The organism is Sinorhizobium sp. 8-89 (assembly GCF_030124325.1).
In the GTDB taxonomy this organism is placed as follows: Bacteria; Pseudomonadota; Alphaproteobacteria; order Rhizobiales; family Rhizobiaceae; genus Sinorhizobium.
The window spans coordinates 40771-67141 of the sequence record NZ_JASKLR010000004.1 but is presented as its reverse complement, the minus strand read 5'-3'; the positions used below and the strand labels follow the sequence as shown (position 1 = coordinate 67141).

Below are 26371 nucleotides of genomic sequence, written 5' to 3'. Positions count from 1 at the left end.
GGCCGCTCTGGAGACATGATGAGCAAGATTGACCTCGACATTTCGAACCTCCCCGACACGACGATCTCTGTCCGGGAGGTCTTCGGCATTGACACGGATTTGCGCGTTCCTGCCTATTCGAAGGGCGACGCCTATGTGCCCGATCTCGATCCCGACTATCTCTTCGATCGCGAAACGACGCTCGCCATTCTTGCAGGATTCGCTCACAACCGACGCGTCATGGTCGCCGGCTATCACGGGACCGGCAAGTCCACCCATATCGAACAGGTTGCCGCACGGCTCAACTGGCCCTGCGTGCGCGTGAACCTCGACAGCCATGTCAGCCGTATAGACCTCGTCGGCAAGGATGCGATCGTCGTCAAGGACGGGCTGCAGGTCACCGAGTTCAAGGACGGCATTCTCCCCTGGGCCTACCAGCACAATGTGGCGCTCGTCTTCGACGAATACGACGCGGGCCGCCCGGACGTCATGTTCGTCATCCAGCGCGTGCTCGAGTCCTCCGGCCGCCTGACCCTGCTCGACCAGAGCCGCGTCATTCGTCCGCACCCGGCCTTCCGTCTGTTTGCGACGGCGAACACGGTGGGTCTTGGCGATACGACCGGTCTCTACCACGGCACGCAGCAGATCAACCAGGCGCAGATGGACCGCTGGTCGATCGTCACCACGCTCAACTATCTGCCGCATGATAAGGAAGTCGACATCGTCGCCGCCAAGGTCAAGGGCTTTACCGCCGACAAGGGGCGCGAGACCGTCTCGAAGATGGTTCGCGTCGCCGATCTCACGCGCGCAGCGTTTATCAACGGCGATCTTTCGACTGTCATGAGCCCGCGTACGGTGATCACCTGGGCGGAGAATGCCTATATCTTCGGCGACATTGCCTTCGCCTTCCGCGTGACTTTCCTCAACAAGTGCGACGAGCTGGAGCGGGCGCTGGTCGCCGAGCACTACCAGCGAGCCTTCGGCGTCGAGCTCAAGGAGAGCGCCGCCAACATCGTGCTGGAAGCCACCGCCTGAGGGTTTTCTGCTGCCGGCTTCGGGCAGAAGCCGGCCTCCGCGGACTTTCACAGTCAAGCGGACTTGAGCGCCCCGGATGTCACCGTATCTGGCTGAAAAAGGAATTGTCGTGAGCTCGAACTCCAAGGCGAAGCCGAACGCGAGGGAAAACGCCGCTGAGCCGTTCAAGCGGGCGCTTTCCGGCTGTATCCGGTCGATTGCCGGCGACGCCGAGCTCGAGGTCGCCTTTGCGAACGAGCGCCCCGGAATGGCGGGCGAGCGCATCCGGCTACCGGAGCTTTCGAAGCGCCCCACGCGGCAGGAGTTGGCCGTGGCGCGGGGCCTCGGCGATTCCATGGCGCTACGCAAGGCATGCCACGACGCCCGCATCCACGCGACGATGTCGCCGCAGGGGGCGGACGCGCGAGCCATCTTCGATGCTGTCGAGCAGGCGCGCGTCGAGGCGATCGGTGCGCTGCGGATGACCGGGGTCGCCGACAATCTCACCTCGATGCTCGAGGAGAAATACGCCAAGGCGAATTTCTCGGCGATCGACAGCCAATCTGACGCGCCTCTCGAAGAGGCGGTGGCGCTTCTCGTGCGTGAGAAACTGACCGGGGAGAGGCCACCGACATCGGCCGGCAAGGTGCTCGATCTCTGGCGCGATTTCATCGAGGGCAAGGCCTCTGCGGATATGCGCAATCTGTCGGCTGCAATCAATGATCAGCAGGCCTTCGCCCGCGTCGTGCGCGACATGCTGTCGTCGATGGATGTCGCCGAAAAATACGGCGAGGACGATATCGAACCGGACGAGCAGGAAAGCGAGACCGACGAGGACCAGCCGCGCAGCCAGGAGCAGGACGAGAACGCCAGCGACGAGGAAGAAGGCTCCGACGCCGCGCCCGCCGATGAAAACCAGTCTGCCGAGGAGCAGATGGAAGAAGGTGAGATGGATGGCGCCGAGATTTCCGACGACGACCTCCAAGATGAGGGCGACGAGGAGAGCGAGACGCCAGGCGAAGTCAAGCGGCCGAACCATCCCTTTGCGGATTTCAACGAGAAGGTCGACTACACCGTCTTTACGCGCGAATTCGACGAGACGATCACCGCCGAGGAGCTTTGCGACGAGGCGGAGCTCGACCGCCTCCGTGCGTTCCTCGACAAGCAGCTGGCCCACCTGCAGGGGGCAGTCGGCCGCCTCGCCAACCGGCTGCAGCGTCGGCTGATGGCCCAGCAGAACCGCTCCTGGGAGTTCGACCTCGAGGAAGGGTATCTCGACACGGCCAGACTGCAACGCATCATCATCGACCCGATGCAGCCGCTGTCCTTCAAGCGTGAGAAGGACACGACCTTCCGCGATACGGTGGTGACGCTGCTGATCGACAATTCCGGCTCGATGCGCGGCCGGCCGATCACGGTTGCAGCGACCTGCGCCGACATTCTCGCACGCACACTGGAGCGTTGCGGCGTCAAGGCGGAAATCCTCGGCTTCACCACCAAGGCTTGGAAGGGCGGGCAGTCGCGCGAGAAATGGCTCGCGAGCGGCAAGCCGCAATCGCCCGGCCGCCTCAACGATCTCCGGCACATCGTATACAAGTCCGCAGACGCGCCGTGGCGTCGCGCACGCCGCAATCTCGGGCTGATGATGCGCGAGGGCCTGCTCAAAGAGAACATCGACGGCGAGGCGCTGATGTGGGCGCATGACCGCCTGCTGGCGCGACCAGAGCAGCGGCGCATTCTGATGATGATCTCGGACGGTGCTCCGGTCGATGATTCCACCTTGTCGGTGAACGCCGGAAACTATCTCGAACGCCATTTGCGTGCCGTCATCGAGCAGATCGAGACCCGCTCACCGGTCGAGCTTCTGGCGATCGGCATCGGCCACGACGTGACGCGCTATTACCGCCGCGCCGTGACCATCGTCGACGCGGACGAACTGGCCGGTGCGATGACGGAGCAGCTTGCAGCGCTCTTCGAGGACGAAAGCATGCATCGGCGCCCGGGGCGCACGCGCCGGGCGGGCTAGGAGCCGGTCGGATCTCCATGGCCCCGATACCGACGGCACCGATGGCTTGGGCGGCCCCTCCTGCGAAGTCGTTCCCTGCCTCACCAGGCCCCATCCTGTCCTCCGAAGGTCCCTCTCATATGCTCCGTCGAAGCCTTGTTGTCCTTTCCCTTCTGGCATCGGCCACGATCGCCGGGGCGGGGCCGGCGAGCGAGATCGTGCCCGTTCAGAGCCGGCAGGTGACGCAATTCAAATCCGGCTCCGATCAAACGATGTTTGGCGGGCTCGAATTCATCGGCGGCATCGAAATGACGTCGCCCAACCCGCTGCTCGGTGCAATTTCCGCGATCCGGTTCCGACCGGGCGGCGATTCCTTCGTCGCCGTGATGGACACCGGCCACTGGATCGAGGGGGCCGTTGTCCGCGACGGTGCTGGCAGGCTCCAGAGCCTGACCGAGCTGACCGTGACATCAATGACCGATGGAAATGGTGGTGCTGAGCTCAAGAAGTGGAGGGTAGACTCGGAGGGCCTGGCTCTGCGTGAAGGGGAGGCGATCGTCAGTTTCGAGCAACTGGCCCGTATCGAGATCTATCCCGATCCGGGCTTTGCGCGCTCGAAGCCCGTCCGGCAAATGGCCCTGCCGTTCCCCGTCGAGGAATTGCGCATCAATGGCGGTCTCGAAACCATAGCGATCGCGCCAAAGGACAGTCCCCTTCGCGGTGCTGCGGTCATAGTTGCGGAACGCAGCGTCGACAACGCGGATAACCTTCTGGCGGGGATTCTGGAGGGGCCGATGAAAGGTGCGTTCACGGTGGTTCGCGAGGACCCCTATGCTGTTACCGACGGTGACTTCCTGCCGAATGGCGACCTGCTTCTCCTGGAGCGTCGCTTCAATCTCGCCTCCGGTCTCGGCATGCGCATTCGCCGGATTGCCGCCGGCGATATTCGTCCGGGCGCCGCGGTCGACGGCGAGGTGTTGCTCAAGGCCGACATGAGCTATCAGATCGACAATATGGAGGGGCTGGATGTCGTCGTTCGGCCCGACGGCGAGGTTCGCGTGGTCGTCGTTTCCGATGACAATCATTCGATTCTCGAACGCAACCTGATGCTTGAATTCCGGCTGATCCTGGATTGACGGGACTAACTCGTCGCCTCGCAAAATGAAAACGGGGCCGCATCGCGACCCCGTCAACATCCATTCTGTTCTCTACTGGTCTTATGCGGTGGCGCTGGCTGCCGGCATCGGCTTGATGATGCTCATCAGCGCTCCATAGGGCAAGAGCAGCACGATGCCGCAAAGGATCTTCACCAAAAGATCGCCAAGCGCCCAGGAGATCCAGCGCGGTGCCTCCGCAGCAAGCGCGCCGAGCAGGGGAGCGGTCTCCAGCGCAAAGCTGTCGTTCGGTCCAAAGAACACGAAGAACGGTGCGAAGGCGAAGGAGAAGAACATCGCTGTGTCCAATGCCGAGCCGATGAGAGAGCCGGCGAGCGGTGCATGCCACCAGGTCTGCCGGCGCAGCCGGTTGAACACGGAAATGTCGAGGAGCTGTCCGAACAGGAACGCCGAACCGGAAGCGATCGCGATGCGCGGCGTCGCGAGGTAGATCGAGAAGGTAACGCCGACGACAAAACCGGCAACCACCACGCGGCGCGCAATCCGCGGTCCGAAATGGCGGTTGGTGAGGTCCGTGACAAGGAACGCGAAGGGATAGCTGAAAGCGCCCCAGGTCCAGAGATCGCCAAGGTTCATGCCGGCAACGGAGCCTGGAAGGGGATATTGGACGAGGAAATTCGACGCCACGACCACCGAGGTCATGAGCGCGACATAGATAAAGAACGTGCGGTTGGTCAGCATTTTTTTATCCTGGGTGATGCCACCAGTTGGAGACGACATAGCCGGGACAGTCCCGGCGGATGAATATGTGGCGACACGAGAAAAAGGCTTGCCGGTCAGAGCCCGCAAGCCTTTAAGTCTTGTCAGAAGCGCTGGCGGCGATCAGGCTGCTTCAGCGGTCTTCTTGACGATCTGGCGGCGCAGCAGGCGAGCGCGCATGCTCAGCTCGTTCTCGTCAGCCTTCAGCAGGAAAGCGTCGAGACCGCCGCGGTGCTCGACCGAGCGGAGAGCGGCTGCGGAAACGCGCAGACGGAAGCGCTGGCCGAGAGCATCGGAAATCAGCGTGACGTTGCACAGGTTCGGGAGGAACTTGCGCTTGGTCTTGTTGTTGGCGTGGCTGACATTGTGGCCCGACTGGACGCCCTTGCCGGTCAATTCGCAACTACGGGACATGGTACACCTATTCTCTTATCGCCGCCGGACAATGCGGTAGCGGGCCCAGAGCCCAGGCCGCGTTCCTGTTGGCCATTATTGGAAAGTCGCGGTTCTATAGTCAGAGAAGGCCTGCCAGTCAAGCCAAACACTGCGCATTCTCGAAAAACCGCAGATTTTCCAGCCGGTCTCGCAAGGCGATCGCTCATCTGGATACATTAATCGGCGCCCATACCCATTCCAAGCCGTTCTTCACTGCGCTATTTCTCTCACAAAGACCGTGGAATGAAGAGGCGACGCTTGTTCTCCATTGCCGCGGTTGTATTTTAAGGATTTGGCGCGAAAAAAGCCGCAAACTGCTTGCATCCCAGAGGATTGCAACGACGGCAGAACGACAGGGCTTTCGGGCATGAACAGGCGCAATGGCTTCCGGGCGTCAGCATTGCTGACTGCGATGATGTTTTCCACAGCATCCTTGGCTGCGGATATCGCGCATCAAACGGATTACAGCATTTCGCTTGCCGGCCTGCCGCTCGCGCGGGCCACTTTCCACACCGAGCTCGAAAAGAATCGTTACACGATTTCCGGCACACTGAATTCGGCCGGCCTCGTCGACATCATCAGCCGCACGTCCGGCCAGACACGCGTTTCCGGGGTGATCGGGAACGATCATCTGCGCGCCTCGCAATATTCGATGTCCTATCGCAGCGGCAGGAAGTCGCGTGCGATCAGTGTCACCTTCCGCAACGGCAATGTCGTGCGTGCGAGTATGACCCCGAAACGCAATCCGCTCCCGAAGAACTGGGTGCCGGTAACGAGCCGCGACATGCGCAACGTTCTGGATCCGCTCTCCGGGCTGATCATTCCGGGGAAGAGCCGGGTCTGCCCCAATACGCTGCCGATCTTCGATGGCGAATCGCGGCTCGACATCAAGCTGTCGCCCAGGGGGACCCGAGCCTTCAAGACCCGGGGATTTAACGGCGAAGTCATTGTCTGTGGTGTCCGCTTCGTGCCGAAGGCGGGATACAGGAAGGGTCGCGAGGACGTCGAATATCTGCGCCGGCTGGAGACGATGGAGATCTGGTTCGCAAAAGCCGAGACCGTCGATGTCTATGCCCCGGTCTATGTCCGCATCCCGACCAAGCTTGGTCCCGTGACGGTTTCCGCGACGCGATTCGGCGGGTGATCGATCCCGATCGTCTCTTTCGCTCGTCGCGAACGGGCGCTAACTATGCAGGGCATGATTGATTTGACGCGGCTTTCACGAAGGTGAGCGGGCGTGGGGACAGGAATGAAGTTCAAGGCAACGTTGATCGGTTTTTCCGCGATCCTGATGTGGTCGCTGCTGGCGCTCTTTACCGCGGCTTCGGGCAAGATGCCGCCGTTCCAGCTTTCGGCGATCTGCTTCCTGATCGGCAGCCTGCCGGGCATTGTCGTACTGGCTGTGAAGCCGGAGCGATTCGCGCTTTTGAAACAGCCCGCGAAGGTCTGGATCACGGGCATTGCCGGGCTTTTCGGCTATCACTTTCTCTATTTCACTGCACTGCGCAACGCCCCGGCGGTCGAGGCGGGACTGATCGCCTATCTCTGGCCGCTGCTGATCGTGGTCGGCTCGGCGCTGCTGCCGGGAGAGAGGCTTCGCTGGTATCATATCGCCGGTGCGCTCGCAGGACTTGGCGGCACCATCCTGATCGTCGCCCGCAATGGCGTCGCCTTCGACGACGCCTATACACTCGGTTACGGCGCCGCATTCCTCTGCGCCTTCACTTGGTCGGGTTATTCCTTGCTGACGCGCCGCTTCGACGCGGTTTCGACTGATGTCGTGACCGGATTCTGCCTGGCGACTTCGATCCTTTCATTCCTCTGCCACCTCGGTCTCGAGACGACGATCTGGCCGCAGACGGCTTTCGAATGGTTTGCCGTCGCCGGGCTTGGCCTCTTGCCGGTCGGCGCGGCGTTCTATGCCTGGGACTTCGGCGTGAAGAACGGGGATATCCAGCTTCTCGGCGTTGCAAGCTATGCGGCGCCCGTCCTCTCGACGCTGGTCCTGATCCTCTTCGGCTTTGCGGAACCCTCATGGCGAATAGCTGCAGCCTGCCTGCTTGTGACCGGCGGCGCTGTGCTGGCGGCGAGGGACATGGTCTTTCGCAAGAGCAGGACTGCCCCGCAGCCGGCGGAATAGGCGTCAGTTCTTTGGCGGCTGCCAGTCGGGAGCCGCCATCTCGAATGCGGAAAAATCGAATCCCGGCGCGACGGTGCAACCGACGAGTGTCCAGTCTCCGAGCGAGGCGGCCGACTGCCACCAGTTGGCGGGGACGACGTGCTGCGGCCTTTGTCCATCAAGCAAATCCGGTCCAAGGCGAGAGCGCGAAGCCGGCTTGCCGGGCTCTGCGATGCTGAGTTCGAGAGGGGCGCCCGCGTAATAGTGCCAGATTTCGGCGGCGTCACGGACGCGGTGCCAGTGCGACCGCTCGCCTCTTTCGAGAAGATAGTAGATCGCCGTCGAATGGCTGCGCGGCGTGCCGACGTCGTCGCGGAAGGTCTCCACGTACCAGCCGCCCTCCGGATGTCTCGCCAATCCAAGCGCGTCGACAATCGCGGCTGGCGTGAGATCCCGTGAGACGTCCATCAGAAATTATCCTTGCGCCTGCGGATCTCTGCAAACACCTCCGCGTCGCTGGCGCCCTCCATGCCGAGATGCTTGCGGATCTTTTGATCGCCCGCGCGAAGGAACGGATTGGTCCGCTTTTCGAGGCCGATGGTCGTCGGCGCGGTGAACCCGCCATCCGAGCGCGTCTCCTCGATTTCAGCGGCGCGCGCCTTGAGGGCGGCGTTTTCGGGATCGACCGTCACGGCGAAATGCGCGTTGGCAAGCGTGTATTCGTGGCCGAAAAAGACCGACGTGTCATCGGGGAGCGCCGTCAGCCGGTTCAGCGACTGCCACATTGTCTCGGCAGTTCCCTCGAACAGTCGCCCGCAGCCGAGTGCAAACAGCGTGTCCGCGGCAAACAGCATCTTGTCCTGTGGGAAATGGAAGCAGATGTGGCCCGCGGTATGTCCCGGCGTTTCGATGACCTCGACCGGATGGCCGGCAAAATCAAAGCGGTCCCCTTGGCCGACGCTCCTGTCGATGCCGGGGATCTTCGATGCCTCGCCCTTCGGCCCTATGATCGTAACGCCGAAGCGTTCCTTGAGACTGACATTCGCCGCCACGTGATCGCCATGGTGGTGGGTCGTCAGGATGTGTGTGAGGCGCCAGCCCCGCCGCTCCAGGGTGTCGAGGATCGGTTGCTCCTCCGGTGCATCGATCGATGCCGTTGCGCCGCTCTCCGGATCATGGAGAAGCACACCAAAATTATCGGTACGGCAGAGGAAGAGGTCGAGTTCGAGCGCGGCCATGATGAGGTCCTCCGATCGGGCGTGATGCGGGCTGCGGGCGGAACCGCTCCAGCCGAATGTAGCGAGGCTCGCCTTGAAGTCTACCGTTCCAAAGCTAACATGTTGGCCATGCACACGGATATCGTCGATCTTCGCCAATTTTATCATTCCGAGCTTGGCCGCATGGCGGAGCATTCCGTCAGCATGGCGCTCTCCTCGGTCTGGGCGCGCTTGCCGGAGGAGCGGCTGGTCGGGCTCGGCTATGCCGTTCCCTATCTCGAGCGCTTCCGGGCGGATACCGAGCGGACTTTCGCCTTCATGCCGGCCGGGCAGGGTGCGGTGAACTGGCCGGTCGCCGAGTTATCGTCGACGGCGCTGGTCTTCGACGAGGAACTGCCGCTGCCTGACGCGTCGATCGACCGCGTGCTGATGGTGCATTCGCTGGAATTCGCCGAAAGCCCGCGCGAAACAATGAAGGAAATCTGGCGGATCCTTGCGCCCGGTGGCCGGCTGGTTATCGTCGTGCCGAATCGCCGCGGCGTCTGGGCGCGGATGGAACACACCCCCTTCGGCTCGGGACGACCCTATTCGCGCGGTCAGTTGACGGCGCTGCTCCGCGAGACGAATTTCACGCCGGGCGCTACCTCCGAGGCGCTGTTCTTTCCGCCGTCGAAGCGCAAGATCGTCCTTCGCCTCCGGCACAGCCTGGAGCGGTTCGGCCGTTCGCTTTGGCCGGTGTTTTCCGGGGTGATCATCGTCGAGGCGCAAAAGCGGCTCTATCAGGGCCTACCGGTGGCTGTCCGCGCTTCGCGCCGCGTCTTCGTTCCGGTGCTGGCACCGCACGGCGTGCCGAGCACGCGCAAGCGGTTACCAGAGGTCAAAGCCCCATAAGACAGGGCTGTCGCACTCGACAAATTTCCTCTGCCCGGCTATTGGCTTTGCCACATTTCCTCCCGTGAAAGCCGATCCGATGAACCTTGTTTCAAAGAGCCCGCAACCGCGTCCCGGCATTCTGGACATCGCCGCCTATGTGCCGGGCAAGGAGCATGCGCCGGGTGTTGCCAAGGTTCACAAGCTCTCGTCGAACGAGACGCCGCTCGGCGCAAGTCCGAGCGCGCTCGAGGCGTTCCGGAACGCAGCCTCCAATCTCGAGCGCTATCCAGACGGTCAGGCGCAAGCGTTGAAGGACGCGATCGCTGCGGTTCACGGCCTGAACCCGGCCAATATCGTTTGCGGCAATGGTTCCGACGAGCTGCTCGGGCTTCTCTGCCACACCTATCTCGGTCCGGGCGATGAGGGGATCATCACCGAGCACGGATTCCTCGTCTACAAGATCCAGATCCTGGCCGCCTGCGCCACCGCAGTCACGGTCAAGGAAAAGGATGCGCGCGTCGATGTCGACGCGATCCTCGCTGCAGTGACGGAACGGACGAAGATCGTCTTCATCGCCAATCCGGCCAACCCGACCGGCACCTATGTCCCGGTGGACGAGGTCCGCCGGCTGCACGCGAGCCTTCCCTCCGGGGTGTTGCTGGTGCTTGACGCTGCCTATGCGGAATACGTCCGGCGCAACGATTACGAGGCGGGCGTGGAACTGGTGTCGAGCAATCGCAACGTCGTGATGACGAGGACGTTCTCGAAGATCTATGGACTCGCCGGGCTTCGCATCGGCTGGATGTTTGCCCCGCGCGAGATCGTGGATGCCGTCGATCGTGTACGCGGTCCATTCAATCTCAATGCACCCGCGATCGCGGCAGGCGCGGCAGCTATCCGCGACCAGGCCTTCGTTGCCGTGGCGGTCGATCACAATCTTACCTGGCTCGCGAAAGTCACCGCGGCATTGCAGGCGATCGGTCTGCGTGTGACGCCTTCCGTAACCAATTTCGTGCTGATCCACTTTCCGGAGATGGGCGGGAAATCGGCCGAGGAGGCGGATGCGTTCCTGACGGCCCGCGGCTTTATCCTGCGCGCCGTGCGCGCTTACGGTTTTCCCAATGCGCTCCGCATGACCATCGGGTCCGAGGAAGCGAACGAAGGCGTCATCGCCGCATTGACTGAATTCATGGGACAAAAATAATGGCTCAACAGTTCGAAACGATCGCCCTTGTCGGTATTGGCCTGATTGGGTCGTCGATCGCCCGGGAAATCCGCGAGAAGCAATTGGCAGGCACGATCGTCGTCTCGACACGGAGTGCCGCGACGCTAAACCGGGCCCGCGAGCTCGGCCTCGGCGACCGCTACACGCTTTCGGCGGCCGAGGCGGTCAAGGATGCCGACCTCGTTGTCGTTTCGGTGCCGGTCGGCGCTTCCGGTGCCGTTGCCGCCGAAATCGCCGCGCATCTGAAGCCCGGTGCAATCGTAACCGATGTCGGTTCGACGAAGGGCTCGGTCATCGCGCAGATGGCGCCGCATTTGCCCAATACGGTCCATTTCATCCCCGGCCACCCGATTGCGGGTACCGAACACTCCGGCCCCGATGCCGGGTTCGTCGGACTTTTCCGCGGACGCTGGTGCATCCTCACGCCGCCCGTCGGCGCAGACGAAGAGGCGATCGCGAAGCTCAGGCTCTTCTGGGAGACGCTCGGCTCGATGGTCGACGAGATGGACCCCGAGCACCACGACAAGGTGCTGGCGATCGTCTCCCACGTTCCGCACATCATCGCCTACAACATCGTGGGAACGGCGGACGACCTGGAAACGGTCACCGAGTCCGAAGTCATCAAATATTCGGCCTCGGGTTTCCGCGACTTCACGCGCCTGGCGGCGTCGGATCCGACCATGTGGCGTGACGTCTGCCTGCACAACAAGGATGCGATCCTCGAAATGCTCGCCCGCTTTTCCGAAGACCTTGCCTACCTGCAACGGGCGATTCGCTGGGGCGACGGCGACAAGCTCTTCGATCTCTTCACCCGCACGCGGGCAATCCGCCGCTCGATCATCCAGGCGGGTCAGGACACGGCCATGCCGGACTTCGGCCGGCACGCAATGGATCCCAAATAGCGGGCAACCGCGAAGCGGCGGGAGGCCGCCGCCTCGGCTTCAGAGCGTCGGTAGCACGCCAACCGGAATGAAGGCCAGGAAGGCGGTGCCGTCCCGTACGTTGAGTTTTACCGTTGCCTCGTTCTTGCCGCCGGCCAGAGCCTTCAGCATGGTCGCGATGTTGTTGATCAGGTCGATTTCCTCGGGAACGACCTTCATGAGGCTCGTGTGCCAGGCATCGATATTCATCATGGTCAGCGAAAACTCGCCGGATATCAGGCCCTGATCGTTCACTGAAAACGGACCCGAGAGCTTCGCGCTCATTCCTTCGCCCGCATCAAGGGTCAAGTGACGCAGTTCGCCGCTGCTGCCGCGCAGCATGCGTGCTGAAAGGGCACCCGCCTGCATCCACCCGGCCTTGCCAACGACGGTGACGTCCGCTGCGACATCGACCGGCGAGGCGAGGCTCGGTCCTTGCGCCGGGCGCAGATCGAGCTTCTCGACGCTCAGGGCGGCATCGAGGTCTTCGCCGTTCTGGCGCAAGTGTATCTCGCCGTGACTGGCGCCGAAGCCCAGACTGTCACCCGTCAGCGGCCAACGCGCCGTTCCGGTGAGATTGTCGTAGGCGATCGACGAGCGCTCCAGGCCCGACATCGTCGCGTTGAGGCTCGCATGCAACAGCGTCCAGTCGGCCGAAACCGTAAGGCCCGGCGACATCCGGACCTCGGCGGGGCCGTCGAGTTCGACAATGGCGCGTCCCGGTTGATAGACCTGAGAAGCCGTCCTGAGGGAGCCGAAGGATACGGACGCGCCGCGAAGATTGTCGTCGAGGCGCAGCTTGTCGCAGAAAAGACCGATGCGGAACGGGAAGCCCCGCACTTCCATGTCCGTGCACTCACCGCCAAGACCGTTTTCCCGTTTTTCGGAGAGATAGGTTGTCAGTCGCTTTTCGATCTGGTCTGCGGCAAAGAACCAGCCGGCGGAATAAATGCCAGCGGCGAGCACGATGCCCACTGCCAGCCAAAGAAATTTCTTGCCGGCTGATGATCCGTTGGCGACATCGGTGACGGTCATTCTAATCGCGTACTCCAATTGATGCTGTGGCGGAAACCGCTTCGATCATCGCGACCGAAGACGGAAGGGCTGAAAGAACATTTTGGTTTTCTCTCATGCCGTTCCGGGTGGCGGTTGCCGATCCTGTAAACTATCTTCCATTCCTGTATACGGTGGCCGGCTGCCTTTTCCGTGTTCCGCAATGTGTGCCGTAGAAGTTCGGCTTGATCGATCACGACCGTGCCGGTGAATGATGCGACATGTGGCAAAGCGGCGTGTATGAATGGCAGTGGATATGGACGAATTTTGGGTCTTTGGCTACGGTTCCTTGATGTGGAACCCGGGTTTCCGTTTCGAGGAGAAGTCGACGGCACGCGCCTTCGGGTACCGCCGCTCCCTCTGCGTACACTCCTGGGTGCATCGCGGCACGGAGCAGCGGCCCGGTCTGGTGCTCGGCCTCGACTACGGAGGCTCCTGCATCGGCACCGCATTTCGCGTGCCGGGAAACGAAAAGTCCGATGTGATCGGCTATCTGCGTGAGCGCGAGCTGGTGACGCAGGTCTACAAGGAGCGGACCATGCCGATCCAGCTTGCCGACGGACGCCGGGTGCCGGCGCTTGCCTATGTGATCGATCGCGGCCACGCCCAATATGCGGGGGCGCTCAGTGCGGCGGAAGCGGCGGAAACCGTCGCGATCGCCTCCGGCAGGTCCGGGCCGAACAGGGAGTATGTCCTTAATACGCTCGCTCATCTCAAAGAGATGGGCATCCGCGACCAGTGGCTGGAGGACGTGGTTGCGCGATTGACCACGACTGCAGCGCCGCAGGTCTTATCAGACGCGCAAAGGTCGCTGTAATCATTTGAATTATGCATGTTTGCCGGAATCGGTCCCGATTCAGGCAAACATGCAGTAGGGCGGTCGCAGCTCAGGCCTGACCGAGTTCGCGCAGCCGCTGCTCCGCCGTCGGCGGCAACGGCAGATGCGGATTGGCCTTGACCGTCTCGACAAGCAGCTCATCGCTTGCGGCCTCGGTCACCTCGATCAGCTTTTTGAGGAACGCATCCGGATCCAAGCCGGCCTCCACCGGGGGCAGGACGCGTACCTTGAAATGACCGGGGAAGCGCAGGAATCTGCGTCGCGGCCAGAAGAGGCCCGGATGCATGGCAACAGGCACGACCGGAACCTGCAGGTCCCGGTAGAGGCGGGCGATTCCATATTTGTATTCAGGTGGCGCGCCCGGGGGGCGGCGCGTGCCTTCCGGATAGATGATCAACTGCCGCCCGGTCGCCATCTCGTTCTTGGTGCGCTCCATGACATCGGTCATCGCTTTGCCGCGCGCGGCGCGGTTTACTGGCACCATGCGCTGCTTGATGATGTACCAGCCGAACAGCGGTATCCAGGTAAGCTCGCGCTTCAGGATATAGAACGGATCGTCGAGCCAGGGCAGGAGCGCGTAGGCATCCCAGAAGGACTGATGCTTCGGCGCGAAAATATAGGGACCATCCGGAATATTCTCCAGGCCTTCGATTTCGAAGGTCGTGCCGACGATCTTCCCTAGGAGCCAGTGATTGCTGCGAACCCAATTCTTCGGCACGAACCAGGCCTTCTTGCGGGGAAGAAGGAAATAGATCGGCGTCAATACGATCATCTGGACGACCAGATTGGCATAAAACACAAGGTTGAAAACGATCGAACGCAGGATAATCATCAGGTGGCTCTCGATGCGGACTACAGGTCCGCGCGTCTTAAGACGCGCAAAGGACGCTGTAGAACTTTGAAGTGCTGCATGTTTCCTCAAATCGGCTACGCTTTAAGGAAGATGCAGCAGGCGGCGATTGGTGACCGGGGGTCGGCCACTCCGCTGCCTACACGAATATATCGCCAAGGAAAACCGCTGCGACGGCACCGCAGGCCTTTACCAGCGCAAAAGTCGCCGTCGGCTCTGCTCCGGGACGTAGCCGCCTTTTTTACTCTTCCGCCGGGGTCACCCGAGAGGAAATGGCCGCCCTCAGGCCGTTCGTCGGACGCGCGCCCATCATGTCGAGCACGGAGGCGACGGAATATTTGCCATATTCAAGCAGAATGGCCTTCAGGACCAGCGGGTTGCGCAGCCAATTTGTCGTCTTCAGATCGGAATTGATGACCGGATAGGCCATGAATTCCGTGTCGGGCTTGGCGCGCCGCAACTCCAGAAGGCTGCGCGGCATGTGGTAATTGTTGGTGACGACGAGCACGCTCTTGTAGCCCCGGTTGCGGATCCACTGGGCGGCCTCCGTGGCGTTGCCGATGGTGTCAATCGCTTCATGCCCGATGTCGACGCAGCATTTGAAGAGTTCGGCCGAGCTCTGCGTGTTTCGGCGTATCTGGCTTCCCGTCGTCGTCGGGTGTACGCCTGAAATCAACAGACGCTTGCCTGCACCCGTTTTCAGGAGATCCACCGCCTGATTGATCCTCTGGAAACCGCCCGTCAGGACGACGATTGCATCAGCCTTGGGATGTGTGGGCGGCTGCAGCGTTGCGACCGTATCGGCAAATTGCAGGAAACCGCCGATGAAAATGGCGAGGAATACGAGCAGCACGAAAAAGGTCCGGCGCAGAAGCTTGCGCAACAAGCTGCGGGACCGGCGGCGGCGCGCGGCTCTCTCCCGCCATCTGCCCCTCTCGGCCATTCCGCTCTCGCGTAATTCTCGCCCCATCGTGATTCTCTTCACATACAGCGCCCGCGTCCAATCGGACGCGCAAAGATCGCTGTAGCACTTTGAATTGCTGCATGTTCCTTAAATCGCTTCCGATCTAAGGAACCATGCAGTAGCCGCAGATTGCGGCAAGGAATAGATGGCGTGAGCGGTTCATGGCTTTCAGCTTTGATAGGTATCCGTCCGGCCGGGATCCGACCGGATGAGGTCGATTTCGTAGATCGTCCTCATGACTGTAAGGCGCGCCGTCAGGGTCGTCAGCAGAGCGATGACGATTATGATCGCGAAAATGCCGAGATAACCGGTATAGCCGATGGCAAACCGTCCAAACAACGCCGTCGCCTGGTCCGTTTCGGGGGTGGCAAGCGTTTGCGATTGCCAGAAGCTGGCGGCGGCGAAGGACAGCGCGGCCAGCAGACCGCCGGCACCGGCCCCTTTCAGGCTGATTCGGAGGAAGTGCTTCTGGAACTCGGAGGCCACGAAGCCCGCCTCCGCACCCACGAAGTGAAGTACTTCGACGATGTGGCGGTTGCCGGACAGTGCACCGCGGGTTGCGAAGACGACGGTGAGGACCATGGCAGAGAATACCAGCGCAAGGACGCCGCTTCCGATCATCGCGGTGGTATTGGCCATCGCCACCAGGCGGTCGACCCAGGTGCGATGATCGTCAAGAAAGGCCTGCGGGATGATTTCCGTCAACGCCGCGCGCATGGCGGCGAAATCGGGCGGGTTGTTCTCGTCGATGGTAATGACGACCAGTCGCGGCACGGGCAGTTCGTCGAGGTCGAGACCTTCACCGAGCCACGGCTCCAGGAGGCGGGCCGTGGCGGCCCGGTCGATGATCTTCCCGCCCGTCGTGCCGCTGAAGGTCAGAGCGAGGTCCTGCGCATCGGCCAGCGCCTTCTCCATGTCGAGATTATCGTCCGGCTTGATCTGGATGGTGATCTCCCGCGAGATCTGGGACTGCCAGCTTTGCGCCGTCGCTCGCACCATGCTGACGCCGCCGAGCGTCAAGCAGGCGAGGAACGACATGATGGCGATAACGCACATCAGCGCATGGCCGGAGACATTGGCCGAAGGAACGATCGGCCCCGTCGGGCGCACGCGCATCTCGGCGCGGCGTTGCTGCGGCGGCTCGGATTCACGGCGGGGGACGCTGTTCTCATTCATAGATGTCGAGCCGCCCCTGTGACAGGATCATGCGCCGGGCTTCGACCTGATCCATCAAGGACAGGTCGTGGGTGGCGATCACCACCGCCGTTCCGAGCCGGTTGAGCTCGAGGAAGAGGTTCAGCAGCCGGCGTGCCATCGGCGGGTCGACGTTGCCCGTCGGCTCGTCGGCAAGCAGGATCTCCGGCCGGTCGATCAGAGCTCTTGCGATCGCCGCCCGTTGTTTCTCGCCGCCCGAAAGCACCGGCGGCAGGACGTTGATGCGCTCGCCGAGGCCGACCCATTTGAGAAGTTCGAGCACATCCGCGCGGTAGCTTGCCTCCTCCTTGCCGCGCACCCGCAGCGGCAGGGCAACGTTCTCATAGGTCGTCAGGTGGTCAAGCAGGCGGAAGTCCTGAAAGACGATGCCGACGCGCCGGCGCAGCATCGGGAATTCGTCTCTCGGGATGGAGGAGATGTTGCGATCGAACATGCGGATCAGGCCGCGCGTCGGCTGCAGCGACAGAAAGAGCAATCGCAGCAATGTCGTCTTGCCGGCGCCCGAGGGGCCGGTGAGAAACTGGAACGACCGGCGTGGAATGTCGAATGTCAGGTCCCGGAGGATCTCCGGTCCCATGCCATAGCGCAATCCGACGTTCTCAAAGTGAATCAATGGGACAGCCCAGTCTCTCTTCACGACCTTCGATACCCGCGAAGCGATCGTCCGCGCGTACGGCGCCGCGCATTCCATAGGACGCGCAAAGATCGCTGTAGCACTTTGAATCGCTGCATGTTTCCTTAACCCGGCTCCGATTTAAGGAAACATGCAGCAGGACAGCACGCCTGCCAAGGCTAAACCGCGTGCGGCACGATGGTTAAGCAGCGGTTCATTTTCCATGAAAAGGCGCCGCTTTCACGGCCTCTTTCCGAAACATTAACCATTTCGGTTTACGTGTCGTAAGGATTTGATGCAATGCCCTGTTTCTTGCACGGGCCGGTTACAGGCATTGCCCGCAAGCTCCGCTCAAGGCTGGCGCCGGTCGAGCTGCCGATCCGGGCGCATGATGCGCCGGGAGGAGAGCCGGAGCGATCCCGAGGGGAACGATGCAGGCATTTCGTTCAAAAACCGCCGCACGTGTCGATCTGCTTCCGCCGGAGCGGGATGCGCGTACAAGGGGAGCCGTCGCTAGAAGCCCGAACTATGTCGACGTCGAATTCGAGACCGTCGCCAACACCGTCCGGCCCAGCCCCTATCCGGTCTTCAACGACAATCGGCAAGCCGCCGCCCGCGGGTGCAGTCAATGTGCCTCGACGGCGCAGTCCGGAAAACCGGCTCGGCAGGTTCTTACTGTCATCGAGACAAGGTTGCGCGCCATGCCGCCCCGACGTTTTGCCGGGCTGGTCGGCGGGCTCGGCCTTGGAGCGTTCCTTCTGATCGCGGGCCTCTTCAACGAAGACCAGGGGGACGCCCGACCTCTGTCGATCGGTGGCGTCACGACGTCCTTCGACTATGCCGGCGGCATGCGTGTGCTTTCGGTCTACGGAAGCATCGACAACCGTTCCGGCACCGAGCAGCGTCTGCCGCTGGTCGTGGTCGACGTCACGAGCAATGGCCGGAAGGTGACGGCAACGCGTTTGATGCCCGACGGCACGTCGATTGCACCCGGCGAGAGCCGCCATTTCGCTGCCCGCCTTCCTTATGCGGGCGGGAAAATGCCCGACGTGACGGTTTCTTTCGCCGAAACCAGTGTTTCTCGGCTCTGATTGTGCTAAGCGGCGCCTGAAAGGGAAGGCGCTCCCGTCTTCCGCAATTAAGCGCTGGAGAGCCCGCATGCCCGTCGTTCGCGGTAAGAACATCGAAGTCCTTTACAGCGCCGAGACGATCGCTGCCCGCAATCACGAATTGGCCGAAGCAATCGTTCGCGGCCCGCACAAGGATCTGCTGGTCATTTCGATATTGAAAGGTTCGTTCATCTTCGCGGCCGATCTGATCCGCGCCATGCACGATGCCGGTCTCGCGCCGGAGGTCGAATTCATCACGCTGTCGAGCTACGGCATGGGCACCGAATCCAAGGGCGTAAAGATCACCAAGGATATCGACAGCGACGTGCACGATCGCGACGTCCTGCTGATCGACGACATTCTCGAGTCCGGCCGGACATTGCGCTTCGCGAAGGATCTGCTTCTGGAGCGCGGCGCGCGCAACGTCACGATCGCCGTTCTCCTGGACAAGCGGATGAAGCGGCGAGTCGATCTGGAGGCGGATTATGTCGGCTTCGAGTGCCCGGACCATTTCGTCGTGGGTTACGGCATGGACGTCGCCTACGCCTTCCGGGAACTGCCGTTCGTCGGCGTCGTGACCGGCGACGCTGAGTGATAGCGAGGCTCCAACGCGCAAATGTCGTTGCGGTCCCTGGATCGGAACAACGACCCATGCATGGCCTTTTCTGAAAATCGACGTTCCGGCGTTTACCGAAAGCAAACGAAAAGCTGTTTGTTTGAAGGAGCGTCACGGCTTCGGCCACGCCGAAGCGCGACGTCGGCATATGCTCGAAATCGGAAGCGATTTTCGGAAGGCATGATGCTCGAGTTCAAACGAGATGAGCGTCCTTTGCATTCCAGGGGGCGCGTGGCGCTCTATGAGAGCGAAGACGGGAGGCCATGATGGCGAGAATCCTGATTACCGAGGATGAGGATGCCTTGCGCTCATTTGTGGCGCGCGCATTGCGACTCGATGGGCATGAAACTGTCGAGGCCGGGGATGGAGCCGACGGGCTCGCCTGCCTTCAAAGCCAAGCCTTTGATCTGCTCTTGTCCGACATCCGCATGCCGGTGATGGACGGCATTGAATTGGCCCATCAGGCATCTGCCGCGTTTCCCGCGCTCAAGATCCTGCTGATGACCGGCTACGCGGAACAGCGCGAGCGCGCGGACGACCTCTCCGGCAAGGTTGTCGATGTGATTTCCAAGCCGTTCTCGCTGCCCGATATCCGCAAGGCGGTCGCCCTGGCACTCGTCGCCTGAGGCTATCCCGCTTTCCGGCCTTCGCCGCCTCGGCGAGGGCCGGCTCCTGCACCGAGCGTCCTTTCCGACGGGATCGATAAATCGAATCCGATTCAGGGAATCACGCAGTCGTCAACGCATGTCGAGCAGGCGTTCGAGGTATTGCCGCTCAGCTTCCGGAGACAGGCTGTCACCGAGCTTGCGGCGGATCGCGTCGAGGATCTCACGGGCGCGCTGCGTGTCGATTTCGTCCGGAACCTTGACCTGATCGCCGAAGTCAGGACCGACGTTTTGCTGGCGACGGCCGAGCGGGTCACGACCGTTCTGGCCATATTGCGGAACGCCCTGTCCGGGACCTTGTCCCTGTCCCTGGGCCTGCATCTGGTTCATCATGTCCTGTGCGCCTTCGCGCAGCGCCTGCAGCGCCCGGCCCTGGTTGCCGACGGCCTGTTCCCCTTGGCCTTCGCCCAGAGCGTCGGCCGCGCCTTTCATTTCACGCTGTGCCTGGCCGAAGCCTTTGCCGGGCTTGATGCCAAGGTCTTCAAGGCCCTTCTGCAACTCACCAAGTTGCTTGCCAAGCCCCTCCTGCTGCTGCCTCAGTTGCTTCAAGGCTTCCTTCAACTGTTCCGCGGTCATATCGTCGAGCGGGTTGGGCTGGCCGTTGGGGTCGTTCCGCTGCCCGGGATCCTGCGGCATGTCCTGACCGAAAAGTTCGTCGTCTTCGCCCTGCAGCGGGTCGCCGCGTTGCATGCGGTCGCGCAACGCCTGGTCCAGTTTGAAGGTCTCGTCCATCAACTGTTGCTGCTGCTGCATCAACTGGCCAAGCTTGTCCATCTGCTGGCGCATGGCGTTGTTCTGCTCGCCCATCTGCGGCATACGCCCGGCCTGCAGGTTGTTCATCATTCTTTGCAGTTCGGACAGGAGTTGGCGCGCCTGATCGCGCGCACCCGACCGAGCCAGATTTTCGATCTGGTCCATCATCTTTTGCAGATCCTGCTGGCGCAACACGTTGTTCTGGTCAGGGTTGGCCGCCATGCGCGGATTTTTCGCGGCTTGCCGTGCAAGTTCCTGCATGTATTCCTGCATCGCCTGGCGCAATTCCTGCATCAGCTTGGCGATTTCCTCGTCGGACGCGTCGCGGTCCAGTGCATCGGAAAGCTTCTGCTGAGCGTCGCGCAACCGCCGCTCGGCGAGCGACAGGTCTCCGTCCTCGATGCCGAGTGCAATCTCCCAGAGATGATCAGCTGCGTCCCTGAGCATGTCGTCGTTGCGCGCTAGCGCCATGCGCGTGCGTGCCGACTGGATCAGCAGGAAATGTGTAAGATTCGGGATCGTCTCCTCTGCATAGAGCGTCAGTGCGTCGTTGAGATCGATCGCGCGTGGCAGGTCGTTGACATTGAGCGCGAAGACCTGCCGTTGCTCGGCAACGGCAGCAGCGAGCGGTTCGAAGAACTGCCGTGCCGGAAGGATCATGTCCTGCGGCACACTTCGGCCTTCCTGGCCGGCGGCATCGCGGGCTACCAGTGTGATGCGCACACGCTTTCCGGCGAGCGGATGCTCGCTGAGGTTCCGGCTCGTGGTCCCCTTGGCCTCACGGGCATTGCGTCGCGGCAGGTCGAGGCGGTACTCGGGCGGAGGGTAGAGCGACCGGGCGCCGGCAGGCGGCTCATCCAGCGGCTTGATCTCAGCCCAGGCCTGCGCGATGCCGTAATCGTCATGCGCAAGGAAGCTCATTTCGAGCGACGCATTCGCGGTCGGGCGCGGGGCGCCGTCGAAGGCGATGTCCGGGACGCTGTCGGGCGTGATCTTGAAGTCCCAGCTCTGCCCACCGACCGAAAGCGTTCCGTCCTTGGTTATTTTGTAGAGATGGTTGCGGACGTCGTTTCGCGGTGCCTGAGCTGTGTCCTGCGGTTCCTTCTTCGGCTCCGATCTCGCCTTGCCGTCGGAAGTCGGAACGACGATCGGCTCCGATCCGCCAGCTTCGGCATAGCTGACGCGTGCCTCCGGTCCGACACCGGTTATCCTGACGGTCAAATCGCTGAACTGCGGCACGGTGATGAGAGCTTTTTCCTCAGCCGGGGGCTGCTCCTGAGCTGGCCCCGTGTCCTGTCGGCCAGTCAGGAAAATCGGCGCGCGGCCCGTATAGGCCGGCGGCGTCACCCAGGCATCGATGCGGATGTCCGCCGCGACGACCTGTTGCTGGGGCAGCCGGAAGGCGTCCGTCACCAACCCCGCGCGGTTCGAATAGGAGTAGGCGAAGGCGAGGCAGGCAAGCAGCACAGGGACCGCCCTCAGCGCTAGGGGATCGTGGCGCGCGATGTCGGGACGCGGCAGGCCGGTGTCCAGGCCGCGGACCAGTCGGGCCATGCGCGCCTGGTGCTCGCGCCACAGCGCCGCGCCGAAAGCTCCATCTGTCGCCGGCGTGTCATCCTGGACGCGGATCGCCTGGTGGGGCAAATAGTTCCGCTCCTCGAGCATCCGGTCCGCATCGGCGTTTTCCGGCCAGCGGATCCGCGTCAGCGGCAGGAGCGAAAAGAACAGTGCGGCGAAGAACGCGAGAAGCATCGCGGCATGCAGCCACAGCGGCGCTACACGGAATAAGCCGAGCCAGCCCGCGGAGAGGAACAAGAGGACAAGCGAGGCCGGTATCAGAGTGCGAGGCAGCACCTGCTCCGCCAAAAGGACCGAACGAGCGAAAAACCTCTTGGTCGCCAGCATTCTGGCAAACGGCTTCGGTTGTGGCGTGTTATCCCGCCGGAATTGCGTCATCCGCCCAAGTTCCCTTTCGGTCGCTCATGATCACTCTCCTGCATGTTCCTTAAATCGCAGTCGATTTAAGGCCAAAAACATGCAGCAATTCCAAGTGCTACAGCGTCCCTTGCGCGTTTGATAAGACGTGCAACGCTGTAGTCGATCCTCGCACCGCAGGATAACACCGTTTGTGGCGAAGACGAGGGCGACAACAAAACGTGATCGCCACAGGGCTTTGCGCGGTCAGGATCAGAAACTGAATGAAATTGGCTCAGTCGAGCCAGTCCGGCACGGAGTCGAGGCCTATCAGGCTGTCGTGATCCGTGCGCGGACGGACGACATGGAAGCGGTCGCCCTTGACGAGCACTTCCGGCACGAGCAGACGGCTGTTGTAGGTGCCGGCCTGCACGGCGCCATAAGCACCGGCCGAGCCGATCGCGAACAGGTCGCCCGGTTTCGGCATGGCCATTTCGCGATCAAGCGCCAGATAGTCGCCGGTTTCGCAAACAGGGCCGACCACGTCGGCCTTGATGCGCGGCGCGTTGGCGGCGGAAATCCTTACCGGCCGGATTTCGTGGTAAGCCTCGTATAGGGTCGGGCGGATCAGGTCGTTCATCGCGCCGTCGACGATGACGAAGGTCTTGTCGCCGCCGTCCTTCACGTAGATCACTTCGGTGACGAGAATGCCCGCATTGCCGACGATCAGCCGGCCGGGTTCCGTCACAATCCGGCAGTCAAGGCCCTTGAGCTGGCTCTTGACGATCTCGGCATAGGCATCGGGCAGCGGCGGCGGATTGTTGTCGTCCTTGTAGGGAATGCCGAGACCGCCGCCGATATCGACGTGGTCGATCGCGTGACCATCGGACCTGAGGGTATCGACGAGTTCACGCAGCAGCTTGAAGGCATCGTCGAAGGGCTGCAGCTCAGTGATCTGGCTGCCGATATGCATGTCGATGCCGGTAACCTTGATGCCGGGCAGAGTGGCGGCATGGGCATAGACGCCGCGCGCCCGCTCCCAGGAGATGCCGAACTTGTTTTCCTTCTTGCCGGTCGAAATCTTGGCATGCGTGCGTGCATCGACGTCGGGGTTGATGCGGAAGGAAACATGTGCCTGCTTGCCAGCGCGCAGTGCCCGCTGGTTCAGGATCTCCAGTTCCGGTTCGGACTCGACGTTGAAGCAATAGATGCCCACTTCGATCGCGAGATCCATTTCGCGCGCGGTCTTGCCGACGCCGGAAAACATGATCCGGTTTGCCGGAACGCCTGCGGCAAGCGCGCGACGGAGTTCGCCTTCGGAGACCACGTCGATCCCCGCGCCAAGCCGGGCCAGCGTCTTCAGCACGGCCTGGTTCGAATTGGCCTTCATGGCATAGCAGACCATGGCGTCAACATCCGCAAAGGCTTGCGCGAAGACCCGGTAGTGGCGTTCTAGCGTTGCCGTGGAGTAGCAATAGAAGGGTGTTCCGACGGCTCTTGCGATGTCCGTTACGGGGACGTCTTCGGCGTAGAGAATTCCGTCACGGTATTCGAAATGGTTCACGGCGTTTGCTCGGTTCAGAGGAGGGGATCAAGCAGGAAGGGTCGGTCCTCTACCGTAGCCTTCTCTTCGACGGTTCCGGCCGGCGCTTTCGTGTTGAGCGTCGTGGCGCCGGGTCTGTCGAGATCGCCCTTACGCCCACAACCGATGAGAACCAGCCCGGGGATAGCGAGCAGAAGCGCAAGCCGGGCTGCCTTCGTCAATGTCATCGTTATTTTCCTTTGCCGGAACTGGAGCCGATTGAGTTGGAGCGGGCGGATTTCTCGCGCCGCTCTGGTGCGATGTCTTATCGATTTTTCAGGGCCTTGTGCACCCTTTTTCTGCGCTGCCCAAAGCGCGTCGCATTCAATGGGAGCCAGGCACGTGCTCTAGGTTTTCGCTTGCATGCACACCGTTGTTCCGAAACCGCTGCACACTTTCGGGCGACATGCGTTAGTTGCGGGCGCGCCACCAAGAGATCTGCTTGCGCACCTCGGCCGGCGCGGTGCCGCCGAAGCTGGTGCGGCTTGCGACCGAGGCCTCGACGGTGAGCACGTCGAAGACCTTCTCGGTGATCGCCAGGTTGATCGACTGCAGGTCGGCGAGCGAGAGATCGGCGAGATCGCAGCCCTTCTGCTCGGCAAGCGCGACGGCGCGGCCGGTCACGTGATGGGCATCGCGGAAGGGGAGGCCCGCTTCTCGCACCAGCCAGTCGGCAAGATCGGTCGCAGTCGAATAGCCGGAGCCGGCGGCGGCCTTCATCCGGTCCGCGCGCACGGTCATGTCGCGCACCATGCCGGTCATCGCCGCGATCGCGAGTTCGAGGCTCTCAGCCGCGTCGAAGACTTGCTCCTTGTCCTCTTGCATGTCCTTCGAATAGGCGAGCGGCAGGCCCTTCATCACCGTCAGCAGCGCGACCAGCGAGCCGTTGATGCGTCCGGTCTTTGCGCGCACGAGCTCGGCGGCGTCGGGGTTCTTCTTTTGCGGCATGATCGACGACCCGGTCGAAAAGGCGTCCGAGAGGCGGATGAAGCCGAATTGCGGCGTCGACCAGATGACGATCTCTTCCGCCAGGCGCGACAGGTGGGTCGCCGCGATCGAGGCGATCGAAAGGAACTCCAGCGCGAAGTCGCGGTCGGAGACGGTGTCGATCGAATTGCGGGTCGGCTCGCGGAAGCCGAGCGCCTTTGCGGTCATGTGCCGGTCGATCGGGAAGCCGGTGCCCGCGAGGGCGGCAGCGCCAATCGGGCTCTCGTCCATGTGCTCGATTGCGTGGCGAACGCGCGAGCGATCGCGGCCGAACATTTCGACATAGGCCATGCAATGGTGGCCGAATGTGACCGGCTGCGCCGTCTGCAGATGGGTGAAACCGGGCATTACCGTATCGGCATGCTCTTCCGCGCGATCCAGGAAGGCGGCAATGAGCGCCGTCAGAGCCTTTTCGGTCTTCTGCAGTTCCTCCTTCACCCAGAGGCGAAAATCGAGGGCCACCTGGTCATTGCGCGAGCGTGCCGTGTGCAGCCGGCCGGCAGCAGGACCGATTAGGGTTGCCAATCGCGCCTCGATGTTCATGTGGATGTCTTCCAGACGCCGTGAGAACTCGAATGCGCCGCTTTCGATCTCTGACAGGATTGTGTCGAGCCCGTGAACGATCTTGTCTTTGTCGTCCGCTGAAATGATGCCTTGATGCGCCAGCATGGTCGCATGCGCTATTGAGCCGCGGATATCCTGGGCATAGAGCTTCTTGTCGAAGCCGATCGAGGCGTTTATCTCCTCCATGATCGCATCCGGGCCCGAGGCGAAGCGCCCGCCCCACATCTGGTTGGAGGATTTCGTCTCGGAACTGCCGTCAGCCATGAGGATGCCCGCCCTTGGAGAATGAAATGCCAGACCAGAAGAAAAGTCCGCTGGCCATCAGGTTGTTCGCGCTTGCCGCCCTTTTCGGCGTGATCGTCGGCGCGGCTGCGGTATACGTGAAGGAGACGGGGTCTGGCAATGCCGTAGGGCCTGGCGATGGCGCTGCACCGTTAACGGCTCAAGGCGGGAGCTGCCCGCAAGCCAAACAGAAAATCGCCTCGCTGACTCCCTTCATGAAAGGGCAGGTTGCGGCCATGACGCCGGCGGCCGATCCGCGTCCAATCGGCGGCCTCGACTTCAAGGGGCCGGATGGTACACCGCTGACGCTCGCGGCCTTTGCCGGCAAGACGATCCTCGTCAATCTTTGGGCAACCTGGTGCGTGCCCTGCAGGGAAGAGATGCCGGCCTTGAATGGGCTGCAGAAGGCGCTCGGCGGCGACCGCTTCGAGGTCGTTGCGGTCAACATCGATACTGGCGACGACGACAAGCAGAAGGCCTTCCTCGACGAGATCGGCGTTCGCGAACTCCGCTACTACCGTGACGCGTCGATGGGCGTCTTCAACACGCTCAAGAAGGAGGGCCTCGCCTTCGGCCTTCCGGCAACAGTGCTTCTCGACGAGAAGGGCTGCTTGATCGGATCGATGAACGGTCCCGCCGCCTGGGACAGCGAGGATGCCAAGCGGCTCATCGAGGCAGCGCTCGGCTCGATGGCCGGGAGTTGAC

Annotated in this window: 26 protein-coding genes; 13 read left to right on the top strand and 13 right to left on the bottom strand. The window is 62.1% G+C overall.

The features are described from left to right. The first annotated feature begins 18 nt into the window (after positions 1 to 18). The 3 genes from cobS (at position 19) to QN219_RS10380 (ending at position 4134) form a co-directional block, all read left to right on the top strand. Positions 19 to 1014, top strand: a complete 996-nt coding sequence (gene cobS / locus QN219_RS10390; RefSeq protein WP_136508830.1) for a cobaltochelatase subunit CobS — start codon at positions 19 to 21, stop codon at positions 1012 to 1014. 76 nt (positions 1015 to 1090) lie between these two features. Further along, positions 1091 to 3019 carry a cobaltochelatase subunit CobT gene (gene cobT, locus QN219_RS10385; RefSeq protein ID WP_405052124.1) on the top strand — a complete coding sequence of 643 codons (1929 nt, stop codon included), beginning with the start codon at positions 1091 to 1093 and terminating at the stop codon, positions 3017 to 3019. A 119-nt stretch (positions 3020 to 3138) separates the two neighbouring features. Next, the gene (locus QN219_RS10380) at positions 3139 to 4134 is read left to right on the top strand and encodes an esterase-like activity of phytase family protein (protein WP_283999566.1); all 996 of its coding nucleotides are present in this window, start codon (positions 3139 to 3141) and stop codon (positions 4132 to 4134) included. Positions 4135 to 4215: 81 nt separating this feature from the next. Here QN219_RS10380 and QN219_RS10375 read toward each other — a convergent pair whose 3' ends face one another. Continuing rightward, positions 4216 to 4854 carry a VUT family protein gene (locus tag QN219_RS10375; protein WP_283999565.1) on the bottom strand — a complete coding sequence of 213 codons (639 nt, stop codon included), beginning with the start codon at positions 4852 to 4854 and terminating at the stop codon, positions 4216 to 4218. Positions 4855 to 4995: 141 nt separating this feature from the next. Continuing rightward, complete coding sequence (gene rpmB, locus QN219_RS10370; RefSeq protein WP_136508834.1) at positions 4996 to 5286, bottom strand: 50S ribosomal protein L28; 291 nt, start codon at positions 5284 to 5286, stop codon at positions 4996 to 4998. Between the two features lie 388 nt (positions 5287 to 5674). Between rpmB and QN219_RS10365 the strand changes: the two genes are divergently transcribed. Next, positions 5675 to 6451, top strand: coding sequence for a DUF3108 domain-containing protein (locus tag QN219_RS10365; protein ID WP_283999564.1), 777 nt, complete (start codon positions 5675 to 5677; stop codon positions 6449 to 6451). A 105-nt stretch (positions 6452 to 6556) separates the two neighbouring features. Next, positions 6557 to 7447, top strand: a complete 891-nt coding sequence (locus QN219_RS10360; protein ID WP_283999563.1) for a DMT family transporter — start codon at positions 6557 to 6559, stop codon at positions 7445 to 7447. Positions 7448 to 7450: 3 nt separating this feature from the next. Here the strand turns inward: QN219_RS10360 and QN219_RS10355 are convergent, their stop codons facing one another. Both QN219_RS10355 and gloB read right to left on the bottom strand, forming a co-directional pair. Continuing rightward, on the bottom strand, positions 7451 to 7894 hold the full coding sequence (locus QN219_RS10355; RefSeq protein ID WP_283999562.1) for a cupin domain-containing protein: 444 nt from the start codon (positions 7892 to 7894) through the stop codon (positions 7451 to 7453). Then, positions 7894 to 8664, bottom strand: coding sequence for a hydroxyacylglutathione hydrolase (gene gloB, locus QN219_RS10350; protein WP_283999939.1), 771 nt, complete (start codon positions 8662 to 8664; stop codon positions 7894 to 7896). The genes QN219_RS10355 and gloB overlap by 1 nt, the downstream gene beginning before the upstream one ends. Positions 8665 to 8763: 99 nt before the next feature. Between gloB and QN219_RS10345 the strand changes: the two genes are divergently transcribed. From QN219_RS10345 to QN219_RS10335, 3 genes are all read left to right on the top strand, one after another. Then, entirely contained in the window at positions 8764 to 9534 is a 771-nt protein-coding gene (locus QN219_RS10345; protein WP_283999561.1) for a class I SAM-dependent methyltransferase, read from the top strand. A 79-nt stretch (positions 9535 to 9613) separates the two neighbouring features. Beyond that, positions 9614 to 10720 carry a histidinol-phosphate transaminase gene (gene hisC, locus QN219_RS10340; RefSeq protein ID WP_283999560.1) on the top strand — a complete coding sequence of 369 codons (1107 nt, stop codon included), beginning with the start codon at positions 9614 to 9616 and terminating at the stop codon, positions 10718 to 10720. Beyond that, positions 10720 to 11643, top strand: coding sequence for a prephenate/arogenate dehydrogenase family protein (locus QN219_RS10335; RefSeq protein ID WP_173509258.1), 924 nt, complete (start codon positions 10720 to 10722; stop codon positions 11641 to 11643). The genes hisC and QN219_RS10335 overlap by 1 nt, the downstream gene beginning before the upstream one ends. A 39-nt stretch (positions 11644 to 11682) precedes the next feature. Here the strand turns inward: QN219_RS10335 and QN219_RS10330 are convergent, their stop codons facing one another. Next, on the bottom strand, positions 11683 to 12696 hold the full coding sequence (locus QN219_RS10330) for a DUF2125 domain-containing protein (protein WP_283999559.1): 1014 nt from the start codon (positions 12694 to 12696) through the stop codon (positions 11683 to 11685). Positions 12697 to 12958: 262 nt separating this feature from the next. Here QN219_RS10330 and QN219_RS10325 point away from each other — a divergent pair, with 262 nt between their 5' ends. Beyond that, positions 12959 to 13531 carry a gamma-glutamylcyclotransferase gene (locus tag QN219_RS10325; protein ID WP_283999558.1) on the top strand — a complete coding sequence of 191 codons (573 nt, stop codon included), beginning with the start codon at positions 12959 to 12961 and terminating at the stop codon, positions 13529 to 13531. A gap of 70 nt (positions 13532 to 13601) precedes the next feature. Here QN219_RS10325 and QN219_RS10320 read toward each other — a convergent pair whose 3' ends face one another. The 4 genes from QN219_RS10320 to ftsE form a co-directional block, all read right to left on the bottom strand. Next, a complete protein-coding gene (locus tag QN219_RS10320; protein WP_283999557.1) occupies positions 13602 to 14384 on the bottom strand; it encodes a 1-acyl-sn-glycerol-3-phosphate acyltransferase in 783 nt (260 codons plus the stop codon). A gap of 259 nt (positions 14385 to 14643) precedes the next feature. Beyond that, a complete protein-coding gene (locus tag QN219_RS10315) occupies positions 14644 to 15345 on the bottom strand; it encodes a YdcF family protein (RefSeq protein ID WP_283999556.1) in 702 nt (233 codons plus the stop codon). Between the two features lie 189 nt (positions 15346 to 15534). Next, the gene (locus QN219_RS10310; protein WP_283999555.1) at positions 15535 to 16542 is read right to left on the bottom strand and encodes an ABC transporter permease; all 1008 of its coding nucleotides are present in this window, start codon (positions 16540 to 16542) and stop codon (positions 15535 to 15537) included. Next, the gene (gene ftsE / locus QN219_RS10305; protein WP_167528349.1) at positions 16535 to 17194 is read right to left on the bottom strand and encodes a cell division ATP-binding protein FtsE; all 660 of its coding nucleotides are present in this window, start codon (positions 17192 to 17194) and stop codon (positions 16535 to 16537) included. The genes QN219_RS10310 and ftsE overlap by 8 nt, the downstream gene beginning before the upstream one ends. 431 nt (positions 17195 to 17625) lie before the next feature. Between ftsE and QN219_RS10300 the strand changes: the two genes are divergently transcribed. The 3 genes from QN219_RS10300 (at position 17626) to QN219_RS10290 (ending at position 19545) form a co-directional block, all read left to right on the top strand. After that, on the top strand, positions 17626 to 18285 hold the full coding sequence (locus tag QN219_RS10300) for a hypothetical protein (RefSeq protein WP_283999554.1): 660 nt from the start codon (positions 17626 to 17628) through the stop codon (positions 18283 to 18285). 67 nt (positions 18286 to 18352) lie between these two features. Then, positions 18353 to 18898, top strand: a complete 546-nt coding sequence (hpt, locus tag QN219_RS10295; protein WP_283999553.1) for a hypoxanthine phosphoribosyltransferase — start codon at positions 18353 to 18355, stop codon at positions 18896 to 18898. A gap of 287 nt (positions 18899 to 19185) precedes the next feature. After that, positions 19186 to 19545, top strand: a complete 360-nt coding sequence (locus QN219_RS10290; RefSeq protein ID WP_136508849.1) for a response regulator — start codon at positions 19186 to 19188, stop codon at positions 19543 to 19545. A gap of 111 nt (positions 19546 to 19656) precedes the next feature. On the opposite strand, the gene QN219_RS10285 is transcribed toward QN219_RS10290, so the two are convergent. The 4 genes from QN219_RS10285 to argH form a co-directional block, all read right to left on the bottom strand. Beyond that, entirely contained in the window at positions 19657 to 22293 is a 2637-nt protein-coding gene (locus tag QN219_RS10285; protein WP_283999552.1) for a TIGR02302 family protein, read from the bottom strand. Positions 22294 to 22546: 253 nt separating this feature from the next. Next, a complete protein-coding gene (gene lysA, locus QN219_RS10280) occupies positions 22547 to 23815 on the bottom strand; it encodes a diaminopimelate decarboxylase (protein WP_283999551.1) in 1269 nt (422 codons plus the stop codon). 14 nt (positions 23816 to 23829) lie between these two features. After that, entirely contained in the window at positions 23830 to 24021 is a 192-nt protein-coding gene (locus tag QN219_RS10275; RefSeq protein WP_283999550.1) for an LPS translocon maturation chaperone LptM, read from the bottom strand. Positions 24022 to 24244: 223 nt separating this feature from the next. Next, positions 24245 to 25648 (bottom strand): argininosuccinate lyase, encoded by a 1404-nt coding sequence (gene argH, locus QN219_RS10270; RefSeq protein ID WP_283999549.1) that lies wholly within the window; start codon positions 25646 to 25648, stop codon positions 24245 to 24247. Positions 25649 to 25674: 26 nt separating this feature from the next. On the opposite strand from argH, the gene tlpA reads away from it, so the two are divergent. Continuing rightward, a complete protein-coding gene (gene tlpA / locus QN219_RS10265; RefSeq protein WP_283999548.1) occupies positions 25675 to 26370 on the top strand; it encodes a thiol:disulfide interchange protein TlpA in 696 nt (231 codons plus the stop codon). The last annotated feature ends 1 nt before the right edge of the window (position 26371 follow it).

Coding starts and splice junctions, on each gene's coding strand:
- hpt (WP_283999553.1), top strand. CDS start 18,353: ATGCCCGTCGTTCGCGGTAAGAACATCGAAGTCCTTTACAGCGCCGAG.
- argH (WP_283999549.1), bottom strand. CDS start 25,648: ATGGCTGACGGCAGTTCCGAGACGAAATCCTCCAACCAGATGTGGGGC.
- QN219_RS10290 (WP_136508849.1), top strand. CDS start 19,186: ATGGCGAGAATCCTGATTACCGAGGATGAGGATGCCTTGCGCTCATTT.
- QN219_RS10380 (WP_283999566.1), top strand. CDS start 3,139: ATGCTCCGTCGAAGCCTTGTTGTCCTTTCCCTTCTGGCATCGGCCACG.
- tlpA (WP_283999548.1), top strand. CDS start 25,675: ATGCCAGACCAGAAGAAAAGTCCGCTGGCCATCAGGTTGTTCGCGCTT.
- QN219_RS10335 (WP_173509258.1), top strand. CDS start 10,720: ATGGCTCAACAGTTCGAAACGATCGCCCTTGTCGGTATTGGCCTGATT.
- QN219_RS10365 (WP_283999564.1), top strand. CDS start 5,675: ATGAACAGGCGCAATGGCTTCCGGGCGTCAGCATTGCTGACTGCGATG.
- QN219_RS10375 (WP_283999565.1), bottom strand. CDS start 4,854: ATGCTGACCAACCGCACGTTCTTTATCTATGTCGCGCTCATGACCTCG.
- rpmB (WP_136508834.1), bottom strand. CDS start 5,286: ATGTCCCGTAGTTGCGAATTGACCGGCAAGGGCGTCCAGTCGGGCCAC.
- QN219_RS10330 (WP_283999559.1), bottom strand. CDS start 12,696: ATGACCGTCACCGATGTCGCCAACGGATCATCAGCCGGCAAGAAATTT.
- QN219_RS10275 (WP_283999550.1), bottom strand. CDS start 24,021: ATGACATTGACGAAGGCAGCCCGGCTTGCGCTTCTGCTCGCTATCCCC.
- QN219_RS10315 (WP_283999556.1), bottom strand. CDS start 15,345: ATGGCCGAGAGGGGCAGATGGCGGGAGAGAGCCGCGCGCCGCCGCCGG.
- QN219_RS10320 (WP_283999557.1), bottom strand. CDS start 14,384: ATGATTATCCTGCGTTCGATCGTTTTCAACCTTGTGTTTTATGCCAAT.
- cobS (WP_136508830.1), top strand. CDS start 19: ATGAGCAAGATTGACCTCGACATTTCGAACCTCCCCGACACGACGATC.
- QN219_RS10285 (WP_283999552.1), bottom strand. CDS start 22,293: ATGACGCAATTCCGGCGGGATAACACGCCACAACCGAAGCCGTTTGCC.
- cobT (WP_405052124.1), top strand. CDS start 1,091: ATGTCACCGTATCTGGCTGAAAAAGGAATTGTCGTGAGCTCGAACTCC.
- QN219_RS10355 (WP_283999562.1), bottom strand. CDS start 7,894: ATGGACGTCTCACGGGATCTCACGCCAGCCGCGATTGTCGACGCGCTT.
- QN219_RS10310 (WP_283999555.1), bottom strand. CDS start 16,542: ATGAATGAGAACAGCGTCCCCCGCCGTGAATCCGAGCCGCCGCAGCAA.
- QN219_RS10325 (WP_283999558.1), top strand. CDS start 12,959: ATGGCAGTGGATATGGACGAATTTTGGGTCTTTGGCTACGGTTCCTTG.
- gloB (WP_283999939.1), bottom strand. CDS start 8,664: ATGGCCGCGCTCGAACTCGACCTCTTCCTCTGCCGTACCGATAATTTT.
- hisC (WP_283999560.1), top strand. CDS start 9,614: ATGAACCTTGTTTCAAAGAGCCCGCAACCGCGTCCCGGCATTCTGGAC.
- QN219_RS10345 (WP_283999561.1), top strand. CDS start 8,764: ATGTTGGCCATGCACACGGATATCGTCGATCTTCGCCAATTTTATCAT.
- QN219_RS10360 (WP_283999563.1), top strand. CDS start 6,557: ATGAAGTTCAAGGCAACGTTGATCGGTTTTTCCGCGATCCTGATGTGG.
- QN219_RS10300 (WP_283999554.1), top strand. CDS start 17,626: ATGCAGGCATTTCGTTCAAAAACCGCCGCACGTGTCGATCTGCTTCCG.